Here is a 26194-nt window from a genome sequence, read left to right as displayed (position 1 = left end):
GGACCATCGGCTACCCGGCATTCGCGCCCGCCACCGATTCCGGGGCCGGGTCGACGCCCCGGCGGTCGTCCCGGCTCACCCGCGGGTCCCCCTCGTCGGCGAAGTAGTCGTCCGGGCTGGTCCGGTCGCCCCCATCGGCCACCTGCGCGGTCCGCAGCACCAGCGTCAGCGCTGTCGCGACCAACAGGTTGGCCAGCACGGCCACGAATCCGGCGTAGATGGTCATCGTCGTGTCGAAGCCGAACCTCTCCAGGGGGAACGCGGAGCCGCCGAAGTGACTCCGGGTCGGGCTGGACACCTGGTAGAGCATCCACATGCCCAGGGACATGCCGACGGCCCAACCGGCGATCAGCGCACCGCGGTGGAACCAGCGGGTGTAGAGGCCGAGGGCCACCGCCGGCAGCGTCTGCAGGATGATCACGCCGCCGATCAGCTGGAGGTCGATGGAGAACTGCGGGTCGAGGAAGACGATGCAGGCCACTGCGCCGATCTTCACCACCAACGAGGTGAGCTTGGAGGCCTTCGCCTCCTGCGCCGGAGTGGCGTCCCGCCGCAAATACTCCTTGTAGATGTTGCGGGTGAACAGGTTCGCTGCCGCGATCGACATGATCGCCGCCGGCACCAGCGCCCCGATGCCGATCGCCGCGTACGCGACACCGGTGAACCAGCTCGGGAACTGCTGGTCGAAGAGCACCGGAACAATGGTGTTGTTGTCCACCGTGCCCGCGGTGGCCCCGGGTAGCGGCTGCACGTCGGCCGCGATCGCCATGAAGCCGAGCAGCGCGATGAGCCCCAGCAGCACACTGTAGGCGGGCAACGCCGACATGTTCCGCTTGATGACATCCCGGTTCCGGCTGGCCAGCACACCGGTGATGCTGTGCGGGTACAGGAAGAGCGCCAGCGCCGAGCCGAAGGCCAGGGTGACGTACTGGACCTGGTTGTTGGCGTTGAGCAGAATCCCGTCATTGGGGTTCGGTGATGCCGCGAACTTCGCGTCGGCAGCGTCGAAGATCTCACCCCAGCCCCCCAGCTTGTACGGCAGGTACAGCACCGCCGCCAGGATCACCACGTAGATCAGGGTGTCCTTGACGAAGGCGATCAGCGCCGGCGCGCGGAGCCCGGACTGGTACGTGTACGCCGCCAGGATCGCGAACGCGATGATGATGGGCAGGTGCCGAGCCAGACTGCTCTCCCCGGTCACGCCCATGGTCTTGAGCACCGCCTCGATCCCGACGAGCTGCAACGCGATGTACGGCATCGTCGCCACAATCCCGGTAATCGCCACAAGTAGTGCGAGCACCGGCGAGTCAAAGCGGCTACGGACAAAATCCGCCGGAGTGACGAAGCCGTGCCGGTGCGACACCGACCAGAGTCGACAGAGCACCAGGAAGACCATCGGGTAGATGACGACGGTGTACGGCACCGCGAAGAAGCCCATCGCGCCGGCACCGAAGACCAGTGCCGGTACGGCCACGAAGGTGTACGCGGTGTACAGGTCACCGCCGATCAGGAACCAGGTGATCCAACCGCCGAAGTTGCGCCCGCCCAGCCCCCACTCGTCGAGGTGGGCCATGTCCTTCGGCGCGCGCCAACGGGATGCGACGAATCCCATGGCGCTCACCAGCAGGAATAGCGCGGTAAAGATGCTGATCTCGGTGACGTGGTCACGCCACATCAGCGGTCACCCCGCTTCTTCGTGAGCTGGTACACGAGCGTGGTGACCGCGACGCCGAGCAGAATGTACGCGAGCTGGAGCCAGTAGAACCGCGGGAAGCCGAGAACCCGGGGCGAGTCGGAGTTGTAGAACGCTGGGATCAACGGCACGACGACCGGCACGAAGAGCAGCCAGTTCCAGGGACTCTTGTCCTTCGCCCGGGTCTTCGCGGCGGCCGGCGTCTGGGGTTCGGGCGTGGCCATCGGCCCACCTCCGGTGCGGGTGATTGGGGTGTGCCGGCCGAGACTACGACCGCATGATCACCATCACCTGCCGCCGGTGGGCCGCTGCGCCGAGCGGTGGATCCGCTGCGGCGAGCGGCGCGGCCACCAGCGCTCAGCCCGCCAGGCGGGCCAGCTCCTCGTCCACGATCGACGGGTCGAGTTTGCGGAACACCGGCTTGGGCGGGTCGAGTGCCCGCCCCACCTCCAACGGCACCGACTCCCACCGGGTACCGACCGTGTAGTCGCCGGTCAGCACCGGGTAGGCCGGCCCGCCGTCGAGGTCCTCAACCTCCTCGATCACGGGCATCGGCGCGTGCACCCCGGTGCCGCCGAGCAGCTGGTGGATCTTCTGCGCGGAGTGCGGCAGGAAGGGGGTGAGCAGCGTGTTCGCGTCGCTGACCACCTGGAGGGCGACGTGCAGGACGGTGCCCATCCGCGGCCGGTCCGCCTCGCCCTTGAGCTTCCACGGCGCCTGCTCGGAGAGGTAGCGGTTGGCCTCGGCCACCACCTTCATCGCCTCGCCGATCGCCTGCTTCTGCCGGTGCCGGCCGATCAGCTCGCCGACCGTGTCGAAGCCGGCCCGGGCCACCGCGAGCAGCGCCTCGTCGGCCTCGGTGAGCCCGGCCGGGTCGACCGGCGGAATCCCCCCGAAGTTCTTCGCGGCCATCGAGATGGAGCGGTTGACCAGGTTGCCCCAGCCGGCTACCAGCTCGTCGTTGTTGCGCCGGAGGAACTCCGCCCAGGTGAAGTCGGTGTCGTTGCTCTCCGGGCCGGCCACCGCGATGAAGTAGCGCAACGCGTCGGCGTCGTAGCGCTCCAGGAAGTCGCGGACGTAGATGACCACGCGCCGGGACGAGGAGAACTTTCGCCCCTCCATGGTCAGGAACTCGCTGGAGACCACCTCGGTGGGCAGGTTCAGCCGGCCCAGCTCGCCCGGCTGCCCGTCGTGGGAGCCTTCGCCGGAGTAGCCGGCGAGCAGCGCCGGCCAGATCACCGAGTGGAAGACGATGTTGTCCTTGCCCATGAAGTAGTGGCTGGGGGCGTCCTTGCCGGGCCCGTCCGCCGACCACCACCGGCGCCACGCCTGTTGGTCACCGGAGCGGCGGGCCCACTCGATCGAGGCGGAGAGGTAGCCGATCACCGCGTCGAACCACACGTAGATGCGCTTGTCGCCGCGCTCCCGCCAGCCGTCGAGCGGGACCGGCACACCCCACTCCAGGTCCCGGGTGATCGCCCGGGGCTGGAGGTCGTCCAACAGGTTCTTGGAGAAGCGCAGCACGTTCGGCCGCCAGCCCTCCCGCGTGTTCAGCCACTGCCCCAGCACGTCGGCGAGCGCCGGCAGGTCGAGGAAGAAGTGTTCGGTCTCGACGAACTTCGGCGTCTCCCCGTTGATCTTCGACTTCGGGTTTCGCAGGTCGATCGGGTCGAGTTGGTTGCCGCAGCTGTCGCACTGGTCGCCGCGGGCGCTCTCGTAGCCGCAGATCGGGCAGGTGCCCTCGATGTAGCGATCGGGCAGGGTCCGACCGGTGGACGGGGAGATGGCACCCATCGTGGTCTTCGGCACGATGTAGCCGTTGCGGTACATCCCCTCGAACAGCTCCTGCACCACGGCGTAGTGGTTGCCGGTGGTGGTGCGGGTGAACAGGTCGTAGGAGAGCCCGAGCCCGTGCAGGTCCGCCACGATCACCCGGTTGTAGCGGTCGGCCAGCTCGCGGGGGGTGACCCCCTCCGCGTCGGCCTGCACCTGGATCGGCGTGCCGTGCTCGTCGGTGCCGGAGACCATGAGCACGTCGTGGCCGGCCATCCGCATATACCGGGCGAAGACGTCGGAGGGAACGCCGAAGCCGGAGACGTGGCCGATGTGGCGCGGGCCGTTGGCGTAAGGCCAGGCAACCGCCGCGAGAACGTGACTCATGGCCAACAAGCCTAGTGACCCCGGCCGCGGAGCCGCGAACCAACAGGCCCGCCCAGCCTGCCCTGGTCACTTCTCCGCCTCGCCACACCTCACCGGTGGACGATGTCGTACACCTCCCGCCGGCGTAGCCCGTACTCGACGGCGACCTCGGTCACCGCGTCCCGACGGGAACGACCGGTCGCTTCCCGGGCGGCGACCGCCGCCCGCAACGTCTCGTCGTCCGGCCGTTGCCGGGCCGGACCCGAGGCCCCCGCCACCACCAACGTGATCTCGCCACGCGCCGACTCCTCGGCGGCCCAGCTCGCCAACTCACCGAGCGGACGCCGGAGCACTTCTTCGTAGGTCTTGGTCAGCTCCCGGCAGAGCGCCGCCGGCCGGTGGGCGCCGAACGCCGCGGCCAGGTCGGCGAGGGCCGCGGCGACCCGGTGCGGCGCCTCGAAGAAGACCAGGGTGCGTTCCTCGGTGGCGAGCGCGGTCAGCCGGGCGCGGCGCGAGCCCGGGCTGCGGGGCAGGAAGCCCTCGAAGCAGAACCGGTCGCTGGCCAGCCCGGAGAGGGTGAGGGCGGTGGTGACCGCGCTGGGGCCGGGGGCGGCGGTGACCGGTATCCCAGCGTCCACCGCCGCCCGGACCAGCCGGTAGCCCGGGTCAGAGACGCTGGGCATGCCGCCATCGGTGATCAGGGCCACGCTGAGGCCGGCGCGGAGCGCCTCGACAAGTTCTGGCGTACGGCGCTCCTCGTTCCCCTCAAAATATGAGACTATCCGCCCAGAAAGGGTCACCTCGAGCTCCCGGGCCAACCGCGCCAGGCGCCGGGTGTCCTCGGCTGCCACCAGGTCAGCCGTGGCGAGCACCTCGCGGAGCCGGGCGGAGGCGTCGGCCGGGTTTCCGAGCGGCGCGCCGAGCAGGACCAGGCGTCCGACATCGGACTTCGCATCCACGAAAGGACGCTCCTTCATCGACAGTTATGGGTCTTCCTTGGGGCGGCGGGCCCGCCGGCCCACCTTGGCAGCTTACGATCACGAGGTGACCCAGGCGTCAACAGCGCAACCCGCCGGCCAAGCCGGGCCGGAGCAGCCCGAGCAGACGGACCGGGGCCAGCCCCTCGGCAACCGCCTTCCCGACATCGTCCGCCGCCGGCTGGCCACCGTTGACAACCGGCTCGACCGGCGGTCTTGGCTGGCCACCGCGGTGATCGTCACGATCGCGGCGGTCCTGCGCTTCGTCAACCTCGGGAACCCGCCGGGCAAGATCTTCGACGAGGTCTACTACGCCCGCGACGGCTGGGGGTTGATCGACCGGGGCGTCGAGTGGAACTACCAGGACGGCGGCCCGTCGTACGTGGTCCATCCACCCCTGGGCAAGTGGCTCATCGGGCTCGGCGAGTGGGCCTTCGGCTACAGCGACACCGAACAGGGGGTCGTTGCCGCCGGGCACCTGCTCACCACCGCCCCCGAGGTGGGCTGGCGATTCTCGGCGGCCCTGATCGGCACCCTCTCGGTGCTACTCCTGGTCCGGATCGCCCGCCGGCTCTTCGGCTCCACGGTGCTGGGCTGCGCCGCCGGGCTTCTGCTGGCCCTGGACGGCTTCCACCTCGTGTTGTCCCGCACCGCGCTGCTCGACATCTTCCTGCTCTTCTTCGTGTTGGCGTCGTTCGGCGCACTGGTTCTCGACCGCGACGCCCGGCGCCGCCGCTGGGCGGAGACCCTCGACCCCGAGTCGGACCCGGTCCACCCACCAACCACCGACCGACCAGTCGGTGGCTGGCGGAGGTGGCCGTGGTGGCGACTGGTCGCCGGGGTGCTGTTCGGCTGCGCCTGCGCGGTGAAGTGGAGTGCGCTGTACTTCCTCCCGGCGTTCGTGCTCCTGGTGGTCTTCTGGGAGGTCGGCGCCCGCCGCTCCGCCGGAGTACGCCGGCCGTGGCGGCGCACCCTGCTCGACGAGACCCCCTGGCTGGCGCTGGCCGGACTCCTGATGGTGGTCGCCTATGTCGCCGCCTGGTCCGGGTGGCTGCTGGGCGACGAGGGGTACTACCGGGTGCCCGACGCACAGCGGTGGCCGAACGCCCCGCTGAGCGACACCCCCGTCATCGGGGCGCTACAGAACCTCATCGAGTATCACAAGGCCGCGTACGGCTTCCACTCGCAGCTCGACGACGCCCACACCTACCAGTCCTGGCCCTGGCAGTGGCTCCTCCTGGCGCGACCGGTCGCGTTCTACTGGTCGGCCGAGGGACCCTGCGCCGCGGCGAGTTGCGCCACCGAGGTGCTGCTGCTGGGCACACCGCTGCTCTGGTGGTCGTTCCTACCCGCCCTGGCCGCGCTCGCCTGGCTGGGCCTCGCGCGACGCGACTGGCGGGCCGGGGCGATCCTGCTCTGTGTGGCGTCCGGGCTGTTGCCCTGGTTCTGGTACGCGGCGGACAGCGGCCGGACCATGTTCTCCTTCTACACCGCCCCAGCACTACCGTTCCTGGTGCTCGCCGTGACCTATGTACTGGGTGTGATCATCGGCAGGTCCGCGGCGACCGCTCCGGAGCGCCTGTCGGAGACCGCACCAGCGGGCGACGGAGATCGACGGCTCGTCGGCGCGGTCATCGCCGGGGGGTACGTGTTACTGGTGGCGCTCAACTTCGCCTACTTCTATCCAATCTTCGTCGGCGAGCCGCTTCCATACGACAGCTGGTCCAACCGAATGTGGCTGGACGGCCGGTGGATCTAACCGGTCCGGCTCGGCGCTGACCGGTCCTGCTTGGGTCTGACCGGCCCGACCCTCGGCGCCCGGGATAACGGGCAGGGCCCGCACGAGACGTGCGGGCCCTGCCACGAAAAAGCGCGCTCCGATCGCCTGCCACGGGGGAAGCGGGCGATTGGAGCGCGCAACAAAAGCTTAACCAGGTTGCAGCGGCGGCACAACTGGCCAGGTTGGGTCAGATTTACGACGATCGCCACGCCGGGCGGTTGTTGCGGTCGACGCGGATGAACCACTATCAACCGCCGGGGCGGGGCTTCCGCACGGAGGGACTCCAGCAGCATCACGGCGAGTGCGTTACCTTGGGCAGCCATGACCGGCACGCAGGCTCTGGACCGCGCCGCACGGACCTTCCGTCGGCGACACCTCACCGGAGCATTCGATGCGTGACCTGCTGCCCGCCACCGTCGCGGTCGCGGTCGCGGAGCCGCCCGACTGGGAGGGTGCGCTGTTGCCGGAGGAGCAGGCGGGCCTCGGCGATCGAGTGGTGACCAGCCGGCGTCGTGACTTCACCGCCGGTCGCGTCTGCGCACGCCGCGCCATCTCCGCGCTCGGCCGGCCCCCGGTCGCCGTCCCCACCGCCGCCAACCGAGCGCCGGTCTGGCCGGCCGGGGTGGTCGGGGCGATCACCCACACCCGCGGTTACTGCGCCGCCGCCGCGGCCCGGGCCGACGAGATCCGGTCGGTCGGCCTCGACGCCGAGCAGCACCGGCCGCTGGACCCGGGGGTGGTCTCGGCGATCTGCCTACCCGAGGAGGAGGCGCTGTTTCCGCGGCTGCCCAGCGGCGTCTCCTGGCCGACCGTGGTGTTCAGCGCGAAGGAGACGGTCTACAAGGTCTGGCACCCGGTCGTCGGAACCTGGCTGGACTTCCATGACGCGACCGTGACGTTGGATCCCGAAGCGGGTCGATTCACCGCCCGGATCGCCCCCGCGCGGGTAGCCGCCGCCCCGGTGCCCGCCCCACCGGCCACGGTGTCCGGCCGGTTCGCCGTTGCGGGCGGCCTGGTCCGCACCGCGGCGGTGCTGTTTCCGGCGTAGCGATCGGACTCACTGGCGCCCGTCGGCGCGGCACCACCTGCCGTCGGAGGCCAACCCGCGCTCGCACCCCGGCGCCGGAGCCACCCCATCCCTGCGCAAAACCCGCCGACCCTGATACATCTAAATCTATTACCATTTACTTACGTAAATCGATATAAGCATGTCCATTCACGATCGGTCCGCTTCTCTGGAGACGGCGACCTGCGCTGTCGCCATCGGTCTGGAACCCAAGCCAGGAAGTAGGACCCATGCAGCGCACCTCAACTACCCAAACCGGAAAGACAACTAATTCAACCCGAACCACCAGCCGCCCGAACGTGCCCGCCCCGTCGCTCCCCCGTCAATTGCCAGAGCCACTGGCAACCTTGCCACCCCGCGACCGCGAGCTATTCGTACGCTTCGGTCACGGGCCCACCGAATCCGTCGCGTACTCCCACATCCACCACGCCTTCGAGTACTGGGCCACCGTCACCCCGGATGCCGTCGCCGTCGAACACGGCGACGAGACCATCACCTACCGCGAGTTGGACCGGCGAGCCGACCAGTTGGCAGCCCGGCTCGCCGCCTCCGGCGTCCGTCCCGGCGACCGGGTCGCGCTCTTCGTCCGGAGGTCGATCCCCATGGTCGTCGGCCTGATCGCGGCCTTGAAGTCCGGCGCAGCCTACGTGCCACAACACGTCGACTCCGTGCCCGCGGCCCAGTTGCAGCATGTCATCCAGACCGCCGAGACCCGGGTGATCCTGACGCTCGCCGCCACCGCCGAGCGCATTCCGGCTCCCGACGGCCACGTCGTGATCGCCCTGGACAGCTGGGCTGCGGAGCCCGCCGAACGCCCTGTCCGTCGCTTCACCCCGACGACGCCGCCTCAGCCCGACGACCCCTGCTACGTGCTGTTCACCTCTGGCAGCACCGGACGCCCCAACGGCGTGGTCGTGACCCACCGCAACATCTGCAACATCCTGCTGACCTCCCCCGGCGACCTCGGTATCCAGCCGGGATGGCGGGTCGGCCAGATTCTCAACATCGCCTTCGACATGGCCGCCTGGGAGATCCTGGGGGCGCTCAGCCACGGTGCCACGCTCGTCATCCGCGGCCCAGACATCGCCGAGACGATGTCCCGGGTGGACGTCATCATCGCGACCCCCACGGTGCTCAGCCGCATCGCCCCAGACCAGTGTCGCCGGGTCCGGGTCGTGGCGGTCGCCGGTGAGCCCTGCCCCCGGTCGCTCGCGGACACCTGGTCCGCGGTCTGTTCCTTCTACAACTCTTGCGGCCCCACCGAAACCACGATCGTCAACACGATGAGCCGGCACCACCCGACCACCGAACGACTCACCATTGGCCGGCCGACCCCCAACAACACCGTGTACGTGCTCGACGCCGACCTTCGGCCCTGCCCGATCGGCGCGGTCGGTGAGATGTGGGCCGGAGGTGACTGTGTCTCGGCGGGGTACCTCGGAAATCCTCAGCTCACCGCCGAACGGTACGCCCTCGACCCGTTCCTCGGCGGCGGACGCCGAATGTTCCGCACCCGGGATCTGGGGCGCTGGACCCCCGACGGCGAGTTGGAACACTTCGGACGGACTGACGACCAGGTAAAGGTCCGTGGTTTTCGGGTGGAGCTGGACTCGGTGTCGGCGATTCTGGAGGCGGTACCGGGCTGCACCCGAGCGGCGACCATCAAACTGGATGACCGCACTCTCGTCTCATTCGTGGCACCCACCCAGGTGGATTCGGGGCTCGCCCGGATGGCCGTCTCCGAGGCACTGCCGTACTACTGCGTGCCAGAGACCGTGCACACCCTGCCGGAGCTTCCGACAACCAGCCGAGGAAAGATCGACAAGACCGCCCTCCGCCGGCTCGTAACCGACCACGAGCGAGAGGCGACGCGATGACCACCACCCCGCTGACCAGAACACGGCCCGCCCCACCGGCCAGCGCGGCTCCGGACTCCGCACGCTCCGCCCGTAGCGTCACGCTGCCACCACGGCTTCCGCTACCGCGGCGAATCTTCGCGCACCCGGCCCTGACGCACTATCACCGGCTGGCCGCGGTGGTGTTGGTCGTGAACCTCGGCCTGGCCGGGTACGGGCTCGGCCCCGGTGGATGGTCCACTGCCGAGCTGCCGACCTCCCAGCTCGCCGACCTAACCCTGGCGAACTTCACCCTCGCCGTCGTCGTCCGACAGCAGTACGTCATCAATCTGTTCTTCTGGCTGGCCACCCGGGCCCGAACAAGTTGGCCCCTGCGCATCCGCCGGACCCTCGGCAAGGTCTACCACTTCGGTGGGCTACACGTCGGCGGCGCGCTCGCCGGGACCCTGTGGTTCCTCGCCTTCGCCGCGACCGCCACCGTCGAGGCCCTCCGGTCCGGCTCGGGCCTGCCCGCGACCCTGGTCGTGACCTACCTGTTGGTCGCGCTGCTCCTCACCGTCTGCGGCACCGCCCTGCCCCCGGTACGCGCCCGGCACCACGACCTGTTCGAGCGAGTCCACCGCTTCGGCGGGTGGCTGGCCCTGACGCTGTTCTGGGCGCTGACGGTCCTGCTGATCGCCGCAGAGCCCGGTTCCCGACCGCTCGCCACCGCGCTGCTGACCGAGGCGAGCAGTTGGGCACTCGCCCTGATGACGTTCAGCGTCGCTCTGCCGTGGCTCCGCCTGCGCCGGGTGCCCGTGGACGTCGAACGACCCTCCACCCACGTCGCGCTGGTCCAGCTCGAGCGGCGCCGGGTTCCCTTCCCCGGCTCCTCCACCGCGGTCAGCCGTAGCCCGCTGCTGGAGTGGCACTCATTCGCCAACGTCCCCGTGCCAGGGCAACGGCGCTTCCGCATCACCATCTCCCGCGCGGGCGACTGGACCGGCGCCCTCGTGGACGACCCCCCGTCCCACCTGTGGGTCAAGGGCATCACCACCGCCGGGGTGGCCAACATCGAGACGCTCTTCACCAAGGTGGTCTACGTCGCCACCGGCAGCGGAATCGGGCCGGTGCTGCCCCACCTGCTGGCAGATGCGGTCCCGTCGCACCTGGTCTGGGCGGTCCGTAGCCCCCGGACCACCTACGGCGACGCGTTGATCGACGAGATTCGCACCGCCCGGCCGGGCGCCACGATCTGGGACACCGCCACCGACGGTAAGCCCGACATGGTGGCCCTGGCCTACCGCGCCTACCGCGAACACGGCGCCGAAGCCGTCATCTGCATCTCCAACAAGAAGCTGACCTGGCAGGTCGTCCACGGGCTGGAGCAACGAGGCATCCCCGCCTACGGCGCCATCTGGGACTCCTGAGCGACAAGGAGAAGACTGTGCACCTCATCGTGGAGCGAACCGACCGGGTCGTCACCGTACGGCTGAACCGGCCCGCCGCCCGCAACGCGCTCAACACCGAACTGCTGACCGAGCTGCTGGCCACGCTGCAGCCGCTGGATGCCGACCCGGGCGTCGGTTGTTTCGTCCTCACCGGCACCGACCAGTTCTTCGCGGCGGGTGCGGACATCCGGGAGATGGCGGCGAAGTCAGCCGCGGAGATGGTGGTCGAGGACTTCTTCGCCGGCTGGGAGGCGTTCACCGCGCTTCGCACGCCCACCGTGGCGGCGGTCGCCGGTTATGCCCTCGGCGGCGGCTGTGAACTGGCGATGATGTGCGACATCATCGTCGCCGCCGACACGGCTCGCTTCGGGCAGCCGGAGATCAAACTCGGCGTGATCCCCGGCATCGGTGGCACGCAGCGGTTGACCCGGCTCGTGGGCAAGGCCAAGGCTATGGACCTGGTTCTGACCGGCCGGCTCATGACCGCCGAGGAGGCCGAGCGCAGCGGCCTGGTCTCCCGGGTCGTTCCGGCCGACCAGCTGCTAACGGAGGCGGAGGGCGTCGCCCGGACGGTGGCCGGATTCGGCAAAGCGGCCACCACGGCCGCCTGCGAGGCGGTTGACCACGCGCTGGAGACCGGCCTGCGGGAGGGGGTCCGCTTTGAGCGACGCAGCTTCCACTCCCTGTTCGGCACCGCCGACCAGCGGGAGGGGATGCAGGCCTTCCTAGACAAGCGGGCGCCACAGTTCACCGGTCGGTAGGTGCCCGGTGAGCGCCGGCGACAGGTGCCCGGTGAGCTCCGGCGACAGGTGCCCGGCGAGCCCCGCCGCCGACCTCGTGCTCCGGCCCACTCGCACCGCGCCGCGACCTCATCAGCCAACTAACCGCCGGCGGCCCGCCACACCAGGCCGGCGGCGACCCCAACGACGAGGCTGAGCGCGGCTGCCACGACGGCCACCGTCGCACTCCATCGCCCTGGGCGGTCGGGCGGGGCGACCGCCCAGGGTTGATAGAGCGGAACCAACCACCGCAGGTAGTAGAAGAGGCTGAGTGCGGAGTTGCCGAACACGACGACCGCCAGCCACGCGTACCCGCCGTCCCAGGCGGCGCTCGCGGCGGTCAGTTTCCCGACGAAGACCGCTGTCGGCGGGGTGCCGACCAACCCGAGTAGCGCCACCACCAGGGCGGCGGCCAGCCACGGTGTGGTCGCCGCTACCCCGCGCCAGGACGTACGGTCACGGTGCCGCGGTAGCGCGGCGGTGACCGCGAAGGCGGCGACGTTGGTCACGGTGTAGCCGGCGAGGTAGACCAACAACGACGGCTGGGCGAGGTCGCTGCGTCCGGTGGCGACCACCGGCACCAGCAGGTAACCAACCTGACTCACCGTGGACCAGCCGAGCAGCCGCCGCACGTCGGTCTGCCAGAAGGCGGCGAGGTTACCCAGCAGCATGGACGCCACGGCCAGCGCGGCCACCACCGCCGGCCAGTTCGAGGAGCCGGGGAGGACCCCGGCGAGCCGGTGGACCGCGAGCAACGCACCGATCTTGGGCACGGTGGTGAGGAACGTCGCCGCCATGGCCGTACCGCCCTGGGCCGCGTCGGGAACCCAGAAGTGCGCGGGGAATCCACCGGCTTTGAACATCAACCCGCCGATCACCGCGACGGCGGCGACGGTGACCACCGGCCGCGGCGCGTCCGGCAGCCGAGCGACGAGTTCGCCGTAGGCCGTGGTGCCGGTGATCCCGGCGAGCAGCGTGACACCGAGCAGGAGCAGGATGCCGAAGAGGGCGCCGAGGAGGTAGGTCTTCAGCACCGCTTCGGCACCGGCGGCCGTGCCGGCCAGGCCGATCAGCGCGTACAGCGGGATGCTGGCCAGCAGAAAGCCGACCACCAGGGCGAGCAGGTCGGTGGCGCCGGCGAGCAGCACCGCCCCGGCGGTGGCGAAGAGCAGCAGCGCGTAGGCGTCGCTCTCCCGGGCGGCCCCGGCGAGCTCGTCCCCGGCGAGAGCGAGGACGAGGAGGCAGCCGGCGGCGGCGAGGATCCGGGCGACGCCGGTGCCGGTGTCGATCGCGTAGGTGCCGTCGAAGGCGGTGTTGGCCGGAGCGGAGAGCGCGACCGCGGCGGTGATGATGACCGTGCCGCAGACGGCGGCGGCGACCCCCCGCAGGATCCACTGCCGGTGGCGGGGCACGAATGAGCCGCCGAGCAGGACGACGAGCGCACCGCCGGCGAGCAGCAGCTCCGGCAGCAGCAGCTCGGTGCGCATCATCTCCGACGCCACCTGAGTCACCGGCCGAGCAGGTCAACGACGGTACGGGCAGCGGGCTCGATGAGATCGAGCAGCGGGCGCGGCAGCACCCCGATGAGCAGGGACAACCCCAAAAGCGGCCCCACCGACCACAGCTCGGTGGGGCGCAGGTCGCCGAAGCCCGTCGCGCAGCCGGCGGTGGGGCCGGTCAGCAACGCCTGCCCGGCGCGGAGGAACAACGCGGCCGTGACGAGGATGCCGAGCAGCGCCACCGCCGTCACGGGGGCGGTGGCGATGCTGCCGGCGAAGACCTGAAACTCGGCGATGAAGCCGGAGAAGGCCGGCAGGCCGAGGGAGGCGAAGGCGCCGACGGCGAAGAGCGCGGCGAACATCGGGGCGGGGGCGGCGAGACCGCCGTACGCGTGCAGGTCGTAACTGCCGGCCCGCTCGTACAGGACCCCGGCGAGCAGGAACAGGGCAGCGGTGATCAGACCGTGGCTGACCATCTGGGTGACCGCACCGGTAACCGCCACCGCCCGCGGCTCCGCGGTGTCCACGCCGACCAGACCGGCGACGCCAACGGCGAGCACGACGTAGCCCATGTGATTGATCGAGGTATACGCGATCATCCGCTTGAGGTTGGTCTGGGCCAGGGCGACCAGCGCGCCGTAGAGGACCGACACCACCCCGACGGCGACGATAGCCCACGCCCAACCCCGCCACGCCTGGGGCAGCATCGGTGCGGCGATCCGCACGAAGCCGTAGGTACCCAGCTTCAACAGCACCCCGGCCAGAACGGCGGAGCCGACCGCGGGAGCGTCGGTGTGCGCCGGCGGCAACCAGGTGTGAAACGGCACGGTGGGGGTCTTCACCGCCAGGCCGATCAGGATCGCGGCGAGCACCACGCCGCCGGCCAGAGGGCGCCCCGCGAGCGGGTTCTCCGCGGTGAGGGTCGGCATGTCGAAGGTGTGCGGGTCGGCGGCCGCGTACAGGCCGATGAACCCGGTGAGCAGCGCCAGCGAGCCGAGGAAGGTGTAGAGGAAGAACTTCAGCGCCGACCGGGCCCGGTCGCCGTGTCCCCAGCCGGCGATCACCGCGTACATCCCGACGATGGACAGGTCGAAGAAGACGAAGAAGAGAATCAGGTCGGCCGCGGCGAAGACCCCGAGGCACACACTCTGGAGAAACAGGAAGAGCGACGCCTGTACGCGGGGGCGGTGCCGCTCCCGCAGGGCGTACACCGCGCAGGCGAGGAAGACCACCGCCGTCATCGCCATCAGGGGCAGGGAGAGCCCGTCCACGCCAAGGTGGTAGCTGCTGCCCACCCCCGGGATCCAGGTCGCCCGTACGGCGAAGGCCAGCTGTCCCGGCGGCGGCGTCTCGTACCCCGCCCAGACGACGCCGACCAGCGCCAGCTCGACCGTCGCCGTACCCACCCAGACCCAGCGCGCGGCGGCGTCGCCGCACCGGGGGACGACGGCCAGCAGCACCGCGACGAGCAGGGGCAGGAAGACGATCGCGGTCAGCATCCGGCTACCCCAGCACCACGAGGACGACGGCACCGACGACGAGCACCACCACGGCCTGGAGGTAGTACTGGTGCAGTTGCCCGGTCTGCGGCCGGCGCGCGAGGTGCCCCAGCCGCCGCAGCCCGGCCGCGACAACCTCCACCGTCCGGTCGACCCGGCGCTCGTCGATCCGAGCGGCCCGCCGGGCGAGGACGACCGTGGCCCGCGCCGCCTGCGCGACGCCCCGGTCCAGCACCCGGTCGTCGAACCGAGCCGCCGCCGCACCGAGCGCCAGGGTCGGACGCGTCACCAGCACCGAAGCCGCGTGTCGAAGGCCCAGCCACCGCCGTGCCCAGCGCGGTGCCGGCGCCCGCCACCGCGCCACGACGACGAGGGCCGCCAGGGCGATCAACGCCGACGCGGCCAGTTCCACCACCGGAACCGGTTGATAGCCGCCGGGCTGACCGACGGCGTGGGCGACCACAGCGCCGGTCGGGGGCAGCGCCAGCAACCCGGCGCCCGCGGCGGCGACCGCCAACACCAGCAGCGGCAACCACCCGGCCCGGGGAATCCGCCCGGTGCCGGTCCCCTCCTGGTCCCGGTACGCGTCCACCGCGCCCTGCTGATCAGCGGGGACCCGCCGCCAGAGCACGACGAGAACCTTCCCCGCGTAGGCGGCGGAGAGCGCTGCGGCCGCGAGGCCGACCGCGTACAGCGCCGGCGACTCCTCGCGGACGGCAGCGAGGATGGCGTCCTTGGTCGCCCAGAGCGACAGCGGCGCGATCCCGGCCAACGCGAGCAGCGCGACCGTGGCCGACCAGCCGGCAAGCGACCAGCGCCGGGCCACCCCCGCCAGACCGGCGAGCTGTTTGGTGCCCAGCGCGGCAAGCCACGCCCCGGCGGCGAGGAACAACAGCGCCTTGACCGCGGCGTGGGCCACCAGATGCGCGGCCCCGCCCGCTACCGCGCCGGCCCCGGCGGCCAACACCACGAACCCGAGCTGCGCACAGGTGGAAGCGGCGAGGAGTTGCTTGAGGTCGGGCTGGGTAAGCGCGACCGCGCCGAGCAGCAGCGCGGTCCCCGCACCGACCCACATGGCCGCCCACGGGGCCCAGCCGGTGGCGGCCAGCAGCGGCTGCATCCGCAGGAGCAGGTAGCCGCCCAGTGCCACCATCGCCGCGGAGTGCAGCAGCGCACTGACCGGGCTCGGCCCGGCCATGGCCCGGGACAGCCAGAAGGAGAACGGCAGCTGCGCGGCCTTGCCGAGCGCCGCGACGAGGACCCCGGCCGCCAGGACGTGTCGCCACCCCGGGCTGCTGGCGGCGAGGTCGGCCAGGGCCAGGCCCGCGCCGCCGGCCAGCGCCGCCCCGGCCGCCAGGTAGAGGCCAAGATCCGCAGTACGGGTGGTGAGGAATGCCGTGCGGCCGGCGGCGACCCGGGCCTCGTCCCACCACCAGAACCCGATCAACGCGTAGGACGCGGCGCCCATCAGCTCCCAGGCGAAGAGCAACGTCGGCAGGGTGCCTGCCGTGACGGTCAGCGCGGCCGCGGCGGCGAACAGCAGCATCAGGCCGTGGAACCGCGCCGCCGGGGTGAGTGCCTCGCCGACGGCGGCCACCAGCACCAGTAGCGTCACCACCAGCACCGTCGGCAGGACCAGCGCGGCCAGCCCATCCACCGTCAGGACGAAATCCACGCCGGCCAGGAACGGCACCGCCACCGTCGGCCGGGTGACGGCGACCAGTGCTGACAGCAGCACGGCCGTGGCCGCGACCGGCACCGCGACCCGCACCGCGACGCGGTCTCCGGGCCGGGCGACGACCAGCACGGCACCGGCGGTGGCGGGCAGGCCGACCACCGCCCACAACGCTGCCGTCCCGGGCGTGGTCATCCGGACAGGTCCGCGGCCGTGTCGGTCAGATCCGACCGCCGTAGGCGGTGCAGCGAAGTGGCGACGGCGAAGCCCATCGCCATCTCCACCGTCATCGCCGTGAGGACCACCAGAAGCAGCACCTGCCCGGACGGGTCGGGGGCGCAGAACCACCACAGCCCGGCCACGGCCAGGATCAGGCCGTTGAGCATCAGCTCCAGGCCCATCATCACCATCACCACGACCTGTTGGGACAGGGCGCCGTACAAACCGACGGCGATCAGGGCCGCGGCCACCAGCAGCACAGTCCGGACCGTCACCGCCCCACTCCCCCCGGCTGCGGATCGGCCACCCGACGGCGACGAAGGTCGTCCCCGAACCGGTCGTAGCGGGTGCGGTGCGCGGCCAGGACGACCCCACTGACGATGGTGGCCGCCATCACCACACCCACCACTCCCATGGTCAACATCTTCGGCCCCATCAGCTCGGTGCCGAGGGCGACGGTGACGTCCTCCGGCGGGCTGCCGCGACGGCTCGGCCAGGGCGCGAACAGTGCCCCGGCGGCCAGGAGCAGAAAGACCCCGACCGACACCGGTAGGGCGTGCCGAGCACCGTGGACCATGTTCATCGACATCATCGCTGGATTCATGCCCATGAACATGTTCATGTAGACGGCCATGATCGCCATCTCCATCACCATCATCAGAATGACCAGTACGCCAACGTAGAGCTGCTGCAGCAGGAGCACCTGAAGGCCGACCGCGATGAAGGAGAGCGCCAGGGAGTAGCTGGCCCGAGCCATCGAGTTGACGACGAAGACGGCGACCCCGGCGAGCACCGCGACGACCGCGAGGCCCCAGAAGACAAGGTGGGTGAGCATGCCTCAGCCTCCGATCACGATGACGGCGACGAGGAGATCCTGCAGCAGCACCGCCGGCAACAGCACCAGCCAGCCCACCTCCATGAACACGTCCGGACGCAGCGCGGGCACCCGACGGCGCAGCCACACCAACACCGCCAGCAGCACGGTGGCCTTCACCAGCACCCAGGCCCAGGCCGGCAGCAGCGGCCCGGCCCCACCACCGAGGAACATCGGTACGGCGAAGGCGGCTCCCGCCGCCAGCAGCGCGTACCGGCCGGCCAGAAACAACAGCCGGTCCACACCGGAGAGCTCCGCCGTCACCCCACCCGCCAGGTCGCGACCGAGCGCCGGCGAGAAGGGCCCCCACACCGCGATCGCCACCACGCCGAGGCAGTAGACGACGAAGGCCACCGGCATCCACACCACAAACCACAACCCCTGCTGCGCGGCGGCGACCTCCCCCACCCGCAGACTGGACGCCGCAACCGCCGGCGCCACCAGCGCGAACATCAGCGGCAACTCGTACGCCAATCCGTGTGCGAGGAACCGGTAACCGCCGACCATCGTGTACGCGGAGTTGGCGCCCCACCCGGTCAGCCACACGAAGGCCCACGCCAGGACATCGAGCGCGTTAACCCACACCACCCCGACGGCCAGGTCGAACAGGGTCCACCGCCCGAGCGGCACCACCGTGACGATCATCAGCGCCATCCCGAGCAGCCCGGCCCCGCCGATTCGCCAGAGCAGACGGTCCGCGGCGACGGTGGTTCGCCGGCGCTGCCGCAGCAACCGCGCCACCTCACCCACTGGCCGCCCCGTCCCGAGCCGGGCACCGGCGGCCCGTTCGGCCAGGGCGCCATCGAACAGCGCCGCGGCGACCGCGAGCGTCCCCAGCAGCCCCGCCGCGACCGGCGCCCAGCCACCGGAGACGGCTGCCGGCACTTCAGCCATCGGTGACCACACCCAACGCGGCAATGTCGAGACTGGCGACGATGAGCCGGGCGGTGGCCAGGTCCCACCCGGACACCACGCTGGCGACCGCCGCGGGCGGGGTGGCCGGCACACCGACCGGGACGCCGGCGGGAGCACCAGCCTCGACGCCGACGGGACCGACCGCCACGCCGGCGGGACCACCGACCGTGAGGGCTGCCCGGCTGAGCATGCCGTTGAGCCGGTCCCACACGTCACCGGTGAGCTCCGGGGCGAGCCCCAACCGGGCCAGTTCGTCGGGCGGCAGTGGCCCGACCCGCCGCAGCGACCAGCGCAGCAGCCGCGAGCGGCGGACCCGGCGCCGCAGCCGCGCCAGCTCCGTGGTCGCCGCCGACCGTTCGCCGGCCAGGAGCCGATCGCGGACCACGCGGGCCCGCTGGGCCGCGTCCCGCCAGCCCGCCAGCGCCAGTAGCCGCGCCGCGTTGTCGCAGCGTTGGGCGGCGAGCTCCGCAGCATCTGCCGGCCCGACCTCGCCGGATGGGCCACCACCGACGACATGCGCACCGCCGGCAGGCCCGTGCCCAGCGTCAACGACACCCGCGTGCGCCTTGGCAACAAGGTCGCCGTGCAGGTGAGCACGGAGGACCAGGCCGGCTGGCCAGTCCGGCAGCACCGGGCCGAGTCGCACGTGTAGCACGTCCATCTCCAGCCCATCGCGATCCTCGCTGCCGTGCGCCAAGGCGATGTCGTCGTCCGAGGCGTCGTCGGGTCCGCGTCCGTCCCGGGCGGCACTGTCCCGCCGCTGGCGGGGCGTATCCCGCAGCACGGCCTCCGCCTGGTCCAGGGCGGCCGCCACCAGCTCCGGCGCGGCGACATCGATCCGGGCCCGCGGCCCGGGCAGCTGCTCCCACAGGCTCGCCACCACCAGCGACAGCTCGGGTCCGGGCGATCCACACACCGCCAGGATGTCGGCGTCCGCCGGTGACACCGCCAGCCGCCACCCCCGGGCTCCCGCGAGCCGCTCGACGGCGACCCGGGTCAGCCAGTTCCCGGGCACCTCAATGACCAGCAAATGGGCGTGCCGGAGGGCGAGCCGCGCCAGCGCACCGCTCACACCCATCGCAGCGCGCCTTCCCGCCAGGCCCACACGACCGCGACGAGCACGCCCGCCAGGAAGACGAACATCTCCACCACGGCGGTGGCCCCCAGGTCGGCGACGACGACCGCCCACGGGTACATGAAGAGCATCTCCACGTCGAACGCCAGGAAGAGCACCGTCACCAGGTACCAACGGACGTGGTACCGAGACAGGGCGTGCTCCGCGGGGGGCCAGCCGGACTGGAACGGCGAAACCAGCAGCGGCCGACGAGCAATCGCCAGCGCACGGTGCGCCAGGTAGCAGCCCGCCACGACCACTACGGCGACCAGCGCCATACTCGCCGCCCCTGCGTACATCACGCTTCACCCCGCCCTGCCCCACCCGCGAGGGCGCGATATCACATTAGGAACAAAATGGATTTTCCACCCGGAGGGCGGGTCTCCTCACCCTTTTGAGACCCGTTCCGGCCCCACCCCGCAACCTCTCGACGCCCGGACGGGGCACCGCCGACGCCGCAGCCGGCGGTAGCGAACCCAACACACATTCCGGTAGACATAGTCCATGATGAATGCAATTGATCGCCGGACCTTACTCCGGGTGGCCGGTGCCTCCGCTGGCACCGCCGCCCTCGCCAGCGCCACCGTCGCCCGCGGCAATCCCGCGCAGGCCGCCAGCGGCGCCTTCCGGCATGGCGTCGCCTCCGGCGACCCCCTCCCCAACGGGGTCCTACTCTGGACCCGGCTAACTCCGACCGAGGAGGCCCAACCCGGCTCCGGGCTCGGCCCCGAGGCGCAGGTGTCCTGGCAGATCTCCGCCGACCCAGACTTCACCACGCTGCTGGCACAGGGGACGATTCCCACCGGGCCCGCGCGAGACCACACCGTCCGCGTCGAGGCAACCGGGCTTGAGCCAGCCACCACGTACTGGTACCGCTTCGGCTACGACGGCGGCTGGTCGCCGACCGGGCGAACGATGACGGCGCCGGACCTGGACGCCGAGATCGATCGACTGCGATTGGGCGTGGTCTCCTGCTCGAACTGGGAGGGTGGCTACTTCGCGGCCTACCGGTACCTGGCCGAGCGGGGCGACCTGAACCTCGTCGTGCACCTCGGCGACTACCTCTACGAGTACGGCACCGGAGAGCTCGGCACCGGGGGCCAGGTCATCCGTCCGGTCAGCCCACCGCACGAGACGCTCACCCTGACCGACTACCGCATCCGCCACGCCACCTACAAGACCGACCCGGACCTGCAGGCCCTGCACGCCGCACTACCCTGGGCGATCACCTGGGACGACCACGAGGTCGCCAACAACTCGTGGTCCGGCGGCGCGGAGAACCACACCCCGGGCGATGAGGGTGACTACGCGGCCCGGCTGGCCGCGGCGCGGCAGGCGTACCTGGAATGGATGCCCGTACGCGCGGGAGTGGACGGCGCCATCTACCGCCGGCTCCGCTTCGGGCGACTGGCCGACCTCTCCATGCTGGACCTGCGAACGTACCGGTCAGAGCAGAACTGGGGCGACGTCGACGACGGCGACCGGACAATCACCGGTGAGGACCAGATGACCTGGCTGAAGAGCGGTCTGGCCGCCTCCGACGCGCGATGGAAGCTGGTCGGCAGCTCGGTGATGATCTCTCGCCTCGATGTCGGCACGCTGCCCGCCTGGCTCCTCGGCCCGCTGGGCGAACTGCTGGGCGTGCCACAGAACGGCCTGGTGCTCAACGCCGACCAGTGGGACGGCTACAACGCTGACCGCAACGATCTGGTCGACCATCTCCGCGCCACCGACACCCGTGATGTCGTCTTCCTCACCGGGGATATCCACACCTCGTGGGCCAACGAACTGACGACGAAAGCCACCGGCCCCTGGTCACCGGCCGCCGCCGAATTCGTGGTGCCATCGGTGACCACCGACAACGTGGACGACTTCTTGCGACTCCGGCCCGACAACGTCATCAGCAAGCTCGGTGCGAGCCTGATCCGCGCGACGAATCCACACGTGCGCTGGACCGAACTGGACGGACACGGCTACGGCGTGCTGGAGGTGACCCAGGCCTCGTGCCGAATGGACTGGTACCACCTGGCGGACCGGACCAAGCCGACCACATCCAGCCAGTGGGTTGCCGGCTGGTCGGTCGGCGCCGGGTCGGCGAAGCTACGCGAAGAGAATTCGCCCCTACCCTGACCAGCAACACCAAATTTCTATCGATGTTACCCGATTGAAACATTACACCACTAGCACCCCCTGACACCCTCATGTCACATTGACGTTCGTCACTGGATTGTCTCCCACCCCACCACCGTCAGGTCCGAACTCTGGGCCGCCTGGATCGAAAGAGACCCCCATGAGACGCTTCGTCCGCACCGCCGTCGCCGCCGCCCTGGTGGCGACGGTGGCACTGGTCGCCCCGTCGGCCGCACAGGCCGCAGTCCGCAATCCCGTCCTCTTCGTCCATGGGCTGAGCAGCTCCGCCAGCACTTGGAACACCTGGATCAACAAGTTCAAGGCGGACGGCTACCAGGACTCTGAGCTGCACAACTGGTCCTACGACTGGAAGCAGTCCAACGCGACCACCGGATCGAAGCTCATCACCAAGGTGCAGGAGGTGCTCGACGCGACCGGCGCCACGAAGGTTGATATCGTCGCCCACTCGATGGGAGCGCTGAGCTCCCGCTGGTACCTCAAGAACGGCGGCGGGACCGCCACCGTGGACGACTTCGTCTCCGTGGCCGGGGTGAACCACGGAACCGACGTCTCCCTGTTCTGCTTTTTCTACACCTCGTGCCGGGAAATGATTCGCGGCAGCAGTTTCCTCGACTCGCTGAACTCCGGCGACGAAACCCCGGGAAACGTCAACTACGCCACCCTGTGGTCGACGTGTGACGCACTGATCAACCCCGACAGTTCGGCGAAGCTCGACGGCGCGGTGAACACCTCCGTGGGCTGCAAGGGGCACACCGACATGAACGACGACCCCAGCAACTACACCAAGGTCCGAGACTTCATCGCCTGACCAGACCGGCCTGCGGTCTACTGTGTTTCTGGCGGAGCCACCGCCGGCAGCCCGACGGCGAAGACCTCCCGGGCCAACGCGCTCAGCCAACCGGTCCGGGGCGGGTACTCTAGCAACCGAGACCCGCCCCTGACCGGTCTCCACCTCCCGGTCGAAGGGGCTCGCGAAAACTCGGGATGTGAAGGCACCAGCGGTCGGTTAGGGTCCCGGCATGGTTACGAGGAATGTCGATCCCACAGTTGGTCTGGTGCAGGTACGCACGGGCAGTGAACGCGCGGTGCTCGAAGCCTTCCTCGACTTCCACCGCGGCGCGGTGCTGCGCAAGCTGCGTGGGCTCTCCGAAACCGATGCCGCTCGCCGCCTGGTGCCGTCCGCGACCACGGTCGCCGGCCTGGTCAAGCACCTCACCCTCGTGGAGCGGAACTGGTTCTCGGCACTACTCGACCCCAGCGAGGGTGAGGTTGTCCTGGCCACCGCGGAGAGCGCACTGGCCAGCTTCACCCTGACCGACGACGACACCGTCGAGCGGCTCGCGACGGCCTACGAGGCAGAGTGCGTTCGGTCCCGCACGGTGGCAGCCCGATTCGACCTCGATCATGTGGTGCCGCAGCCGCAGCTCGGCGAGGTCTCGCTCCGCTGGATCCTGGTGCACGTGATCCAAGAGACGGCTCGGCACACCGGCCACGCCGACATCCTGCGCGAGCTGACCGACGGGTCAACCGGCGCCTTCTGACCGCTGCCGCCGTACACCTGGACCGCACGAGGCCCCGGCCGCCGTACACCTCATCGCCGGTATCTCCGGTGACCGGGAAGGTGGGCGAGTTGTTCGGTCGGGGACGAGGTCCGCGCCCCGACGACGGGCGCGTCATACATGCTTCCGCGAAGCCGGTCCGGGATGACCGTGGCCGCGTAGGTGAGGCCGTGTCCGGAGCCCTGGGGGCGACGACCTCGTCAGCAGCGGGTCGGCGTCGACCAGCCTTCCTGGAGGGAGGCTCCCAGCTGTGCGTACGCGGCGGCGAGCTCCCCATCCGGCAACGTCCATGGCCACCTGCGGAATGCCCCGCGTCGGGACGCCCTGGGCGGTGGCGAGTCCTCGGCCCGTTCTGCGGGGACGCTGCCCTGCCCCGGCGCCAGGAAGGCAACCATAGCTACCTGGCCCTGGCCAAACCCCACCACGAGTCACCTCGAAGACTATGACGGCATAATCGGGCATAGGGTGACATAGATCACACACTCATTGTGTGGTTTGTCCTTTTAGGACTATGGTCATCTCGCAACTCACAAAGGAAGGAAAACAAACCCTTGAGACCACTACTACGATGGTCTGCGCCTGCATTCCTAGCATTGACCCTCATTGGGAGTGCTTCACCCGCTGCCCAAGCAGACCAGTCCTCCCCGGTTAATTCGGACCCTACTAGTGTCGGCGTCTCCTACCCCAATCGCACCAGCGATGGTCAGGCTATCACCAGCGAAGCACTTGTCGAAAAGGTTAAGGAATACTGGACTCCGGAGCGAATAGCCAACGCCATACCCGCACCCCTTCCGGAGGACATGAATCTAGAGGCCCCACAGTCACCGCGATCCGATGTTCCGGAAATTTCGATGGACCCGGTACCGCCGACCGCCGATAACGGCACTATGGACCGGATCACAAATTCGCAGGGCCTGGTTGGATACACAGCCGGCGGACAAGACTATGTATGCACTGGCAGCACGATAGTTGGCGACAACAACCTGATCCTGACCTCCGGGAACTGCGTCTACAACCACTTGCACGGAGAGTGGGCAAAAAATTGGGCCTGGCTCTCCGATTTTAACGGCCCAGATACCACTGCCCCGTGGAACAAACACGTCCCCCGGACTCTATCCAGCGTGACTGGTTGGACACAACAGGGTAGGGTTAGCAGCAATATCGGGTTTGCAATCTTGCACGATGATGACGATGTGACGTCACAGTACGGTGCCCACGGGTGGGCAACATACCAGACTTCCGGTTATGTGCACATACTTGGATACGCTAGCATAACCCCGAGATTCTGCTTTTCCAACATGAGCCTCTCCAGTGATCCCGAGGTAGTCGAGGTAGGAGGCGATTGCGAACTGTTCGGAAAAGGGAGCGCTGCGGGCAAGGGTAGCCCTATCGTAAAAGACTACGGTTCGAACGGTCTCGGCAAGATAGTCAGTCTCTACGGCCACCAATCATTTGATCCTGGCTCGGCCTACGGACCGAAGTTCGATGACAGCTTCCTCATAGCATACGATTACGCAGACTCGGTGTAGCGACTCACGTGATCCGCTAGTCGGTGAACGCGGCCACCCTCCGGGTGACCGCGTTCTCCCATGCGTTGGTGGATACGGATCCACGGATCGACAGAGAGACCGTCCGGGCGGGTCCACCCGGCCCCGGCCATCGGCGCTATCGGATACCGGTACTTCCACGTCGGTCAAAGCGGAGCAACCACGTGCGCGAGGCCGTCGTTGTGTGCTCGTCGCGCCAACTCCGCAAGCACGACCCCGGCCATGCCGCGCTTGTCATGCGGTGAGCCGACGTCGCCAGGTGAACGCAACGCCATTGTTCGCGCGAACCCTCGCACTCCACCGCGGTTCACGGCAGATCGGCTCGGCAGGGCAGACCCGCCGCCGCAGTCGCCACGGCCGCACGGGCCGAACCTGCCGGGCGTTCGGTGGTGCTCGATCTACGACAGATACGCGCCCGGCCGGGCGCATCCGCGAAGATAGCCAGATGAAGGCGATCTACTCAGCCGACGACAGTGGTGACGGGGAAGCCGACCCGGAGGCTGCGCCCGGCCTGTGCCCCAAAACCGACGCCACCTCGTCCCTACTTGAAGTCGATGGCGAGATATTCGCCATCCGCAGTAGCAACTCCGCTGGCACCGACTACACCTGGCTCAGTGGACCAGACCCCGGCTGCGGCTTTGGTTCGTTTCCGGCCCGGGAGCTGTCGCTCGACGAACACCGGGAAAAGATTCGCAACTTTTTGGTCGAAGTCGATCCCAACACGGGGCACACCAAATACGACTGAGCACTTGGCAACTATCTTTGCGCAGGGCTTGAGTGGAAGCGAACCGCACCGCCGGGCCCACGCGCCGGGTGGCCCGTCCGAGCGCGATCGAGACCGGCAGCGTGAATTTGCGCGAGCTACATGGTCGCAGGCCTGGTCGTCATCAGCGTCGGCTTCAACGCCACCAACTCCTCGGTCAGCATGGCCAACGACCTCGCCGAAGGCCTCGTCGACCGCTTCCGGTCCATGCCGATGGTCTCGACGTCCCTGCTCACCGGCCATGTGGTGGGCTCCTGGCCCGGCACCTCCTGTCGATGACGGTGATCGTGCTGGGCGGCCTGGTGGTCGGCTTCCGGCCAGAAGCGGGGGTACGGAGTGGCTGGCGGCCGCCGGTCTGCTGCTCGACCTGCCGATCGGCAACGACGCGTGGATCGCGCTGGCCTGCTGGAGCGGACTGCAGGTGGTCCCGCTCGCGGGGTGGGTCTTCCGCCGCCGCACCTCGTCGTAACGGCCGCGACCCGTACCCAGTCGGCTGTGCTTTCATTCCGGCCCGGAATCCGGCCGGGGCGGATCGGGACACGCGATCGGCCCGATCCACCCGGGCCGACTCGTGCGCCAAAAGAGGCCAGTAAGGGGCGCAACTCCCCGGCATATTCCGTGCCGATTCACATCATGTTGCGCCTGCTCGACATCGAGAC

General features: G+C 69.6%; 23 protein-coding genes. 11 read left to right on the top strand and 12 right to left on the bottom strand.

Going from position 1 to position 26194, the window contains the following annotated elements; genetic code table 11:
- Positions 1-10: 10 nt before the first annotated feature.
- The 4 genes from mctP to rsmI all read right to left on the bottom strand — a co-directional run bounded on the left by mctP (position 11) and on the right by rsmI (position 4791).
- Entirely contained in the window at positions 11-1675 is a 1665-nt protein-coding gene (gene mctP, locus SALPAC4_RS0113575; protein WP_018729486.1) for a monocarboxylate uptake permease MctP, read from the bottom strand.
- Positions 1675-1917: a DUF3311 domain-containing protein gene (locus tag SALPAC4_RS0113570; protein ID WP_018741926.1), complete on the bottom strand. Its 243-nt coding sequence runs from the start codon at positions 1915-1917 to the stop codon at positions 1675-1677. Before SALPAC4_RS0113570 ends, mctP begins: the two co-directional genes overlap by 1 nt.
- Before the next feature lie 133 nt (positions 1918-2050).
- Positions 2051-3853 (bottom strand): methionine--tRNA ligase, encoded by a 1803-nt coding sequence (gene metG, locus SALPAC4_RS0113560; RefSeq protein WP_019870788.1) that lies wholly within the window; start codon positions 3851-3853, stop codon positions 2051-2053.
- Positions 3854-3942: 89 nt separating this feature from the next.
- A complete protein-coding gene (gene rsmI / locus SALPAC4_RS0113555; RefSeq protein WP_019870787.1) occupies positions 3943-4791 on the bottom strand; it encodes a 16S rRNA (cytidine(1402)-2'-O)-methyltransferase in 849 nt (282 codons plus the stop codon).
- Positions 4792-4876: 85 nt separating this feature from the next.
- On the opposite strand from rsmI, the gene SALPAC4_RS0113550 reads away from it, so the two are divergent.
- The 5 genes from SALPAC4_RS0113550 to SALPAC4_RS0113530 all read left to right on the top strand — a co-directional run bounded on the left by SALPAC4_RS0113550 (position 4877) and on the right by SALPAC4_RS0113530 (position 11702).
- Entirely contained in the window at positions 4877-6568 is a 1692-nt protein-coding gene (locus SALPAC4_RS0113550) for a dolichyl-phosphate-mannose--protein mannosyltransferase (RefSeq protein ID WP_019870786.1), read from the top strand.
- Positions 6569-6980: 412 nt separating this feature from the next.
- Entirely contained in the window at positions 6981-7637 is a 657-nt protein-coding gene (locus SALPAC4_RS0113545) for a 4'-phosphopantetheinyl transferase family protein (RefSeq protein ID WP_019870785.1), read from the top strand.
- Positions 7638-7885: 248 nt separating this feature from the next.
- Positions 7886-9532, top strand: coding sequence for an amino acid adenylation domain-containing protein (locus tag SALPAC4_RS0113540; RefSeq protein ID WP_027644497.1), 1647 nt, complete (start codon positions 7886-7888; stop codon positions 9530-9532).
- The gene (locus SALPAC4_RS0113535; RefSeq protein WP_019870783.1) at positions 9529-10920 is read left to right on the top strand and encodes a ferredoxin reductase domain-containing protein; all 1392 of its coding nucleotides are present in this window, start codon (positions 9529-9531) and stop codon (positions 10918-10920) included. Before SALPAC4_RS0113540 ends, SALPAC4_RS0113535 begins: the two co-directional genes overlap by 4 nt.
- A 17-nt stretch (positions 10921-10937) precedes the next feature.
- Positions 10938-11702 carry an enoyl-CoA hydratase-related protein gene (locus tag SALPAC4_RS0113530; protein WP_019870782.1) on the top strand — a complete coding sequence of 255 codons (765 nt, stop codon included), beginning with the start codon at positions 10938-10940 and terminating at the stop codon, positions 11700-11702.
- A gap of 119 nt (positions 11703-11821) precedes the next feature.
- Here the strand turns inward: SALPAC4_RS0113530 and SALPAC4_RS0113525 are convergent, their stop codons facing one another.
- From SALPAC4_RS0113525 to SALPAC4_RS0113490, 8 genes are read right to left on the bottom strand one after another with little or no spacing between them, the layout of a single operon-like run.
- A complete protein-coding gene (locus tag SALPAC4_RS0113525) occupies positions 11822-13222 on the bottom strand; it encodes an NADH-quinone oxidoreductase subunit N (RefSeq protein WP_027644496.1) in 1401 nt (466 codons plus the stop codon).
- Between the two features lie 5 nt (positions 13223-13227).
- Positions 13228-14718, bottom strand: a complete 1491-nt coding sequence (locus tag SALPAC4_RS0113520; RefSeq protein ID WP_019870780.1) for a complex I subunit 4 family protein — start codon at positions 14716-14718, stop codon at positions 13228-13230.
- 4 nt (positions 14719-14722) lie between these two features.
- On the bottom strand, positions 14723-16588 hold the full coding sequence (locus tag SALPAC4_RS0113515) for a proton-conducting transporter transmembrane domain-containing protein (RefSeq protein ID WP_019870779.1): 1866 nt from the start codon (positions 16586-16588) through the stop codon (positions 14723-14725).
- On the bottom strand, positions 16585-16887 hold the full coding sequence (locus SALPAC4_RS0113510) for an NADH-quinone oxidoreductase subunit NuoK (protein WP_018729474.1): 303 nt from the start codon (positions 16885-16887) through the stop codon (positions 16585-16587). Before SALPAC4_RS0113510 ends, SALPAC4_RS0113515 begins: the two co-directional genes overlap by 4 nt.
- A complete protein-coding gene (locus SALPAC4_RS0113505) occupies positions 16884-17447 on the bottom strand; it encodes a hypothetical protein (protein ID WP_018729473.1) in 564 nt (187 codons plus the stop codon). The genes SALPAC4_RS0113510 and SALPAC4_RS0113505 overlap by 4 nt, the downstream gene beginning before the upstream one ends.
- A gap of 3 nt (positions 17448-17450) precedes the next feature.
- Complete coding sequence (locus SALPAC4_RS0113500) at positions 17451-18380, bottom strand: complex I subunit 1 family protein (RefSeq protein ID WP_019870778.1); 930 nt, start codon at positions 18378-18380, stop codon at positions 17451-17453.
- Positions 18373-19479, bottom strand: a complete 1107-nt coding sequence (locus tag SALPAC4_RS0113495) for a hypothetical protein (RefSeq protein ID WP_027644495.1) — start codon at positions 19477-19479, stop codon at positions 18373-18375. The genes SALPAC4_RS0113500 and SALPAC4_RS0113495 overlap by 8 nt, the downstream gene beginning before the upstream one ends.
- Positions 19470-19793, bottom strand: a complete 324-nt coding sequence (locus SALPAC4_RS0113490; RefSeq protein WP_019870776.1) for an NADH-quinone oxidoreductase subunit A — start codon at positions 19791-19793, stop codon at positions 19470-19472. The genes SALPAC4_RS0113495 and SALPAC4_RS0113490 overlap by 10 nt, the downstream gene beginning before the upstream one ends.
- Positions 19794-20019: 226 nt before the next feature.
- On the opposite strand from SALPAC4_RS0113490, the gene SALPAC4_RS0113485 reads away from it, so the two are divergent.
- The 6 genes from SALPAC4_RS0113485 (at position 20020) to SALPAC4_RS27965 (ending at position 25814) form a co-directional block, all read left to right on the top strand.
- On the top strand, positions 20020-21645 hold the full coding sequence (locus SALPAC4_RS0113485) for an alkaline phosphatase D family protein (RefSeq protein WP_027644493.1): 1626 nt from the start codon (positions 20020-20022) through the stop codon (positions 21643-21645).
- Between the two features lie 160 nt (positions 21646-21805).
- Complete coding sequence (locus SALPAC4_RS0113480; RefSeq protein WP_019870774.1) at positions 21806-22474, top strand: esterase/lipase family protein; 669 nt, start codon at positions 21806-21808, stop codon at positions 22472-22474.
- 211 nt (positions 22475-22685) lie between these two features.
- Complete coding sequence (locus SALPAC4_RS0113475; RefSeq protein WP_033664920.1) at positions 22686-23207, top strand: DinB family protein; 522 nt, start codon at positions 22686-22688, stop codon at positions 23205-23207.
- A gap of 611 nt (positions 23208-23818) precedes the next feature.
- Positions 23819-24754 carry a trypsin-like serine peptidase gene (locus SALPAC4_RS27755; protein WP_162562131.1) on the top strand — a complete coding sequence of 312 codons (936 nt, stop codon included), beginning with the start codon at positions 23819-23821 and terminating at the stop codon, positions 24752-24754.
- 463 nt (positions 24755-25217) lie between these two features.
- Positions 25218-25517, top strand: a complete 300-nt coding sequence (locus SALPAC4_RS0113470) for a hypothetical protein (protein ID WP_019870772.1) — start codon at positions 25218-25220, stop codon at positions 25515-25517.
- A 120-nt stretch (positions 25518-25637) separates the two neighbouring features.
- Positions 25638-25814 (top strand): hypothetical protein, encoded by a 177-nt coding sequence (locus SALPAC4_RS27965; RefSeq protein ID WP_019870771.1) that lies wholly within the window; start codon positions 25638-25640, stop codon positions 25812-25814.
- Positions 25815-26194 lie beyond the last annotated feature (380 nt).

The organism is Salinispora oceanensis (genome assembly GCF_000383575.1).
In the GTDB taxonomy this organism is placed as follows: domain Bacteria; phylum Actinomycetota; class Actinomycetes; order Mycobacteriales; family Micromonosporaceae; genus Micromonospora; species Micromonospora oceanensis.
The sequence above is the reverse complement of the archived record's forward strand: the minus strand, read 5'-3'. Positions and strand labels throughout refer to the sequence as shown.

Bases quoted from the DNA above. Each gene is read 5' to 3' on its own strand.
- mctP (WP_018729486.1), bottom strand. From the start codon at position 1,675: ATGTGGCGTGACCACGTCACCGAGATCAGCATCTTTACCGCGCTATTC.
- SALPAC4_RS0113570 (WP_018741926.1), bottom strand. From the start codon at position 1,917: ATGGCCACGCCCGAACCCCAGACGCCGGCCGCCGCGAAGACCCGGGCG.
- metG (WP_019870788.1), bottom strand. From the start codon at position 3,853: ATGAGTCACGTTCTCGCGGCGGTTGCCTGGCCTTACGCCAACGGCCCG.
- SALPAC4_RS0113545 (WP_019870785.1), top strand. From the start codon at position 6,981: ATGCGTGACCTGCTGCCCGCCACCGTCGCGGTCGCGGTCGCGGAGCCG.
- SALPAC4_RS0113540 (WP_027644497.1), top strand. From the start codon at position 7,886: ATGCAGCGCACCTCAACTACCCAAACCGGAAAGACAACTAATTCAACC.
- SALPAC4_RS0113535 (WP_019870783.1), top strand. From the start codon at position 9,529: ATGACCACCACCCCGCTGACCAGAACACGGCCCGCCCCACCGGCCAGC.
- SALPAC4_RS0113520 (WP_019870780.1), bottom strand. From the start codon at position 14,718: ATGCTGACCGCGATCGTCTTCCTGCCCCTGCTCGTCGCGGTGCTGCTG.
- SALPAC4_RS0113515 (WP_019870779.1), bottom strand. From the start codon at position 16,588: ATGACCACGCCCGGGACGGCAGCGTTGTGGGCGGTGGTCGGCCTGCCC.
- SALPAC4_RS0113505 (WP_018729473.1), bottom strand. From the start codon at position 17,447: ATGCTCACCCACCTTGTCTTCTGGGGCCTCGCGGTCGTCGCGGTGCTC.
- SALPAC4_RS0113500 (WP_019870778.1), bottom strand. From the start codon at position 18,380: ATGGCTGAAGTGCCGGCAGCCGTCTCCGGTGGCTGGGCGCCGGTCGCG.
- SALPAC4_RS0113495 (WP_027644495.1), bottom strand. From the start codon at position 19,479: ATGGGTGTGAGCGGTGCGCTGGCGCGGCTCGCCCTCCGGCACGCCCAT.
- SALPAC4_RS0113490 (WP_019870776.1), bottom strand. From the start codon at position 19,793: ATGGCGCTGGTCGCCGTAGTGGTCGTGGCGGGCTGCTACCTGGCGCAC.
- SALPAC4_RS0113485 (WP_027644493.1), top strand. From the start codon at position 20,020: ATGATGAATGCAATTGATCGCCGGACCTTACTCCGGGTGGCCGGTGCC.
- SALPAC4_RS0113480 (WP_019870774.1), top strand. From the start codon at position 21,806: ATGAGACGCTTCGTCCGCACCGCCGTCGCCGCCGCCCTGGTGGCGACG.
- SALPAC4_RS0113475 (WP_033664920.1), top strand. From the start codon at position 22,686: ATGGTTACGAGGAATGTCGATCCCACAGTTGGTCTGGTGCAGGTACGC.
- SALPAC4_RS0113470 (WP_019870772.1), top strand. From the start codon at position 25,218: ATGAAGGCGATCTACTCAGCCGACGACAGTGGTGACGGGGAAGCCGAC.
- SALPAC4_RS27965 (WP_019870771.1), top strand. From the start codon at position 25,638: ATGGTCGCAGGCCTGGTCGTCATCAGCGTCGGCTTCAACGCCACCAAC.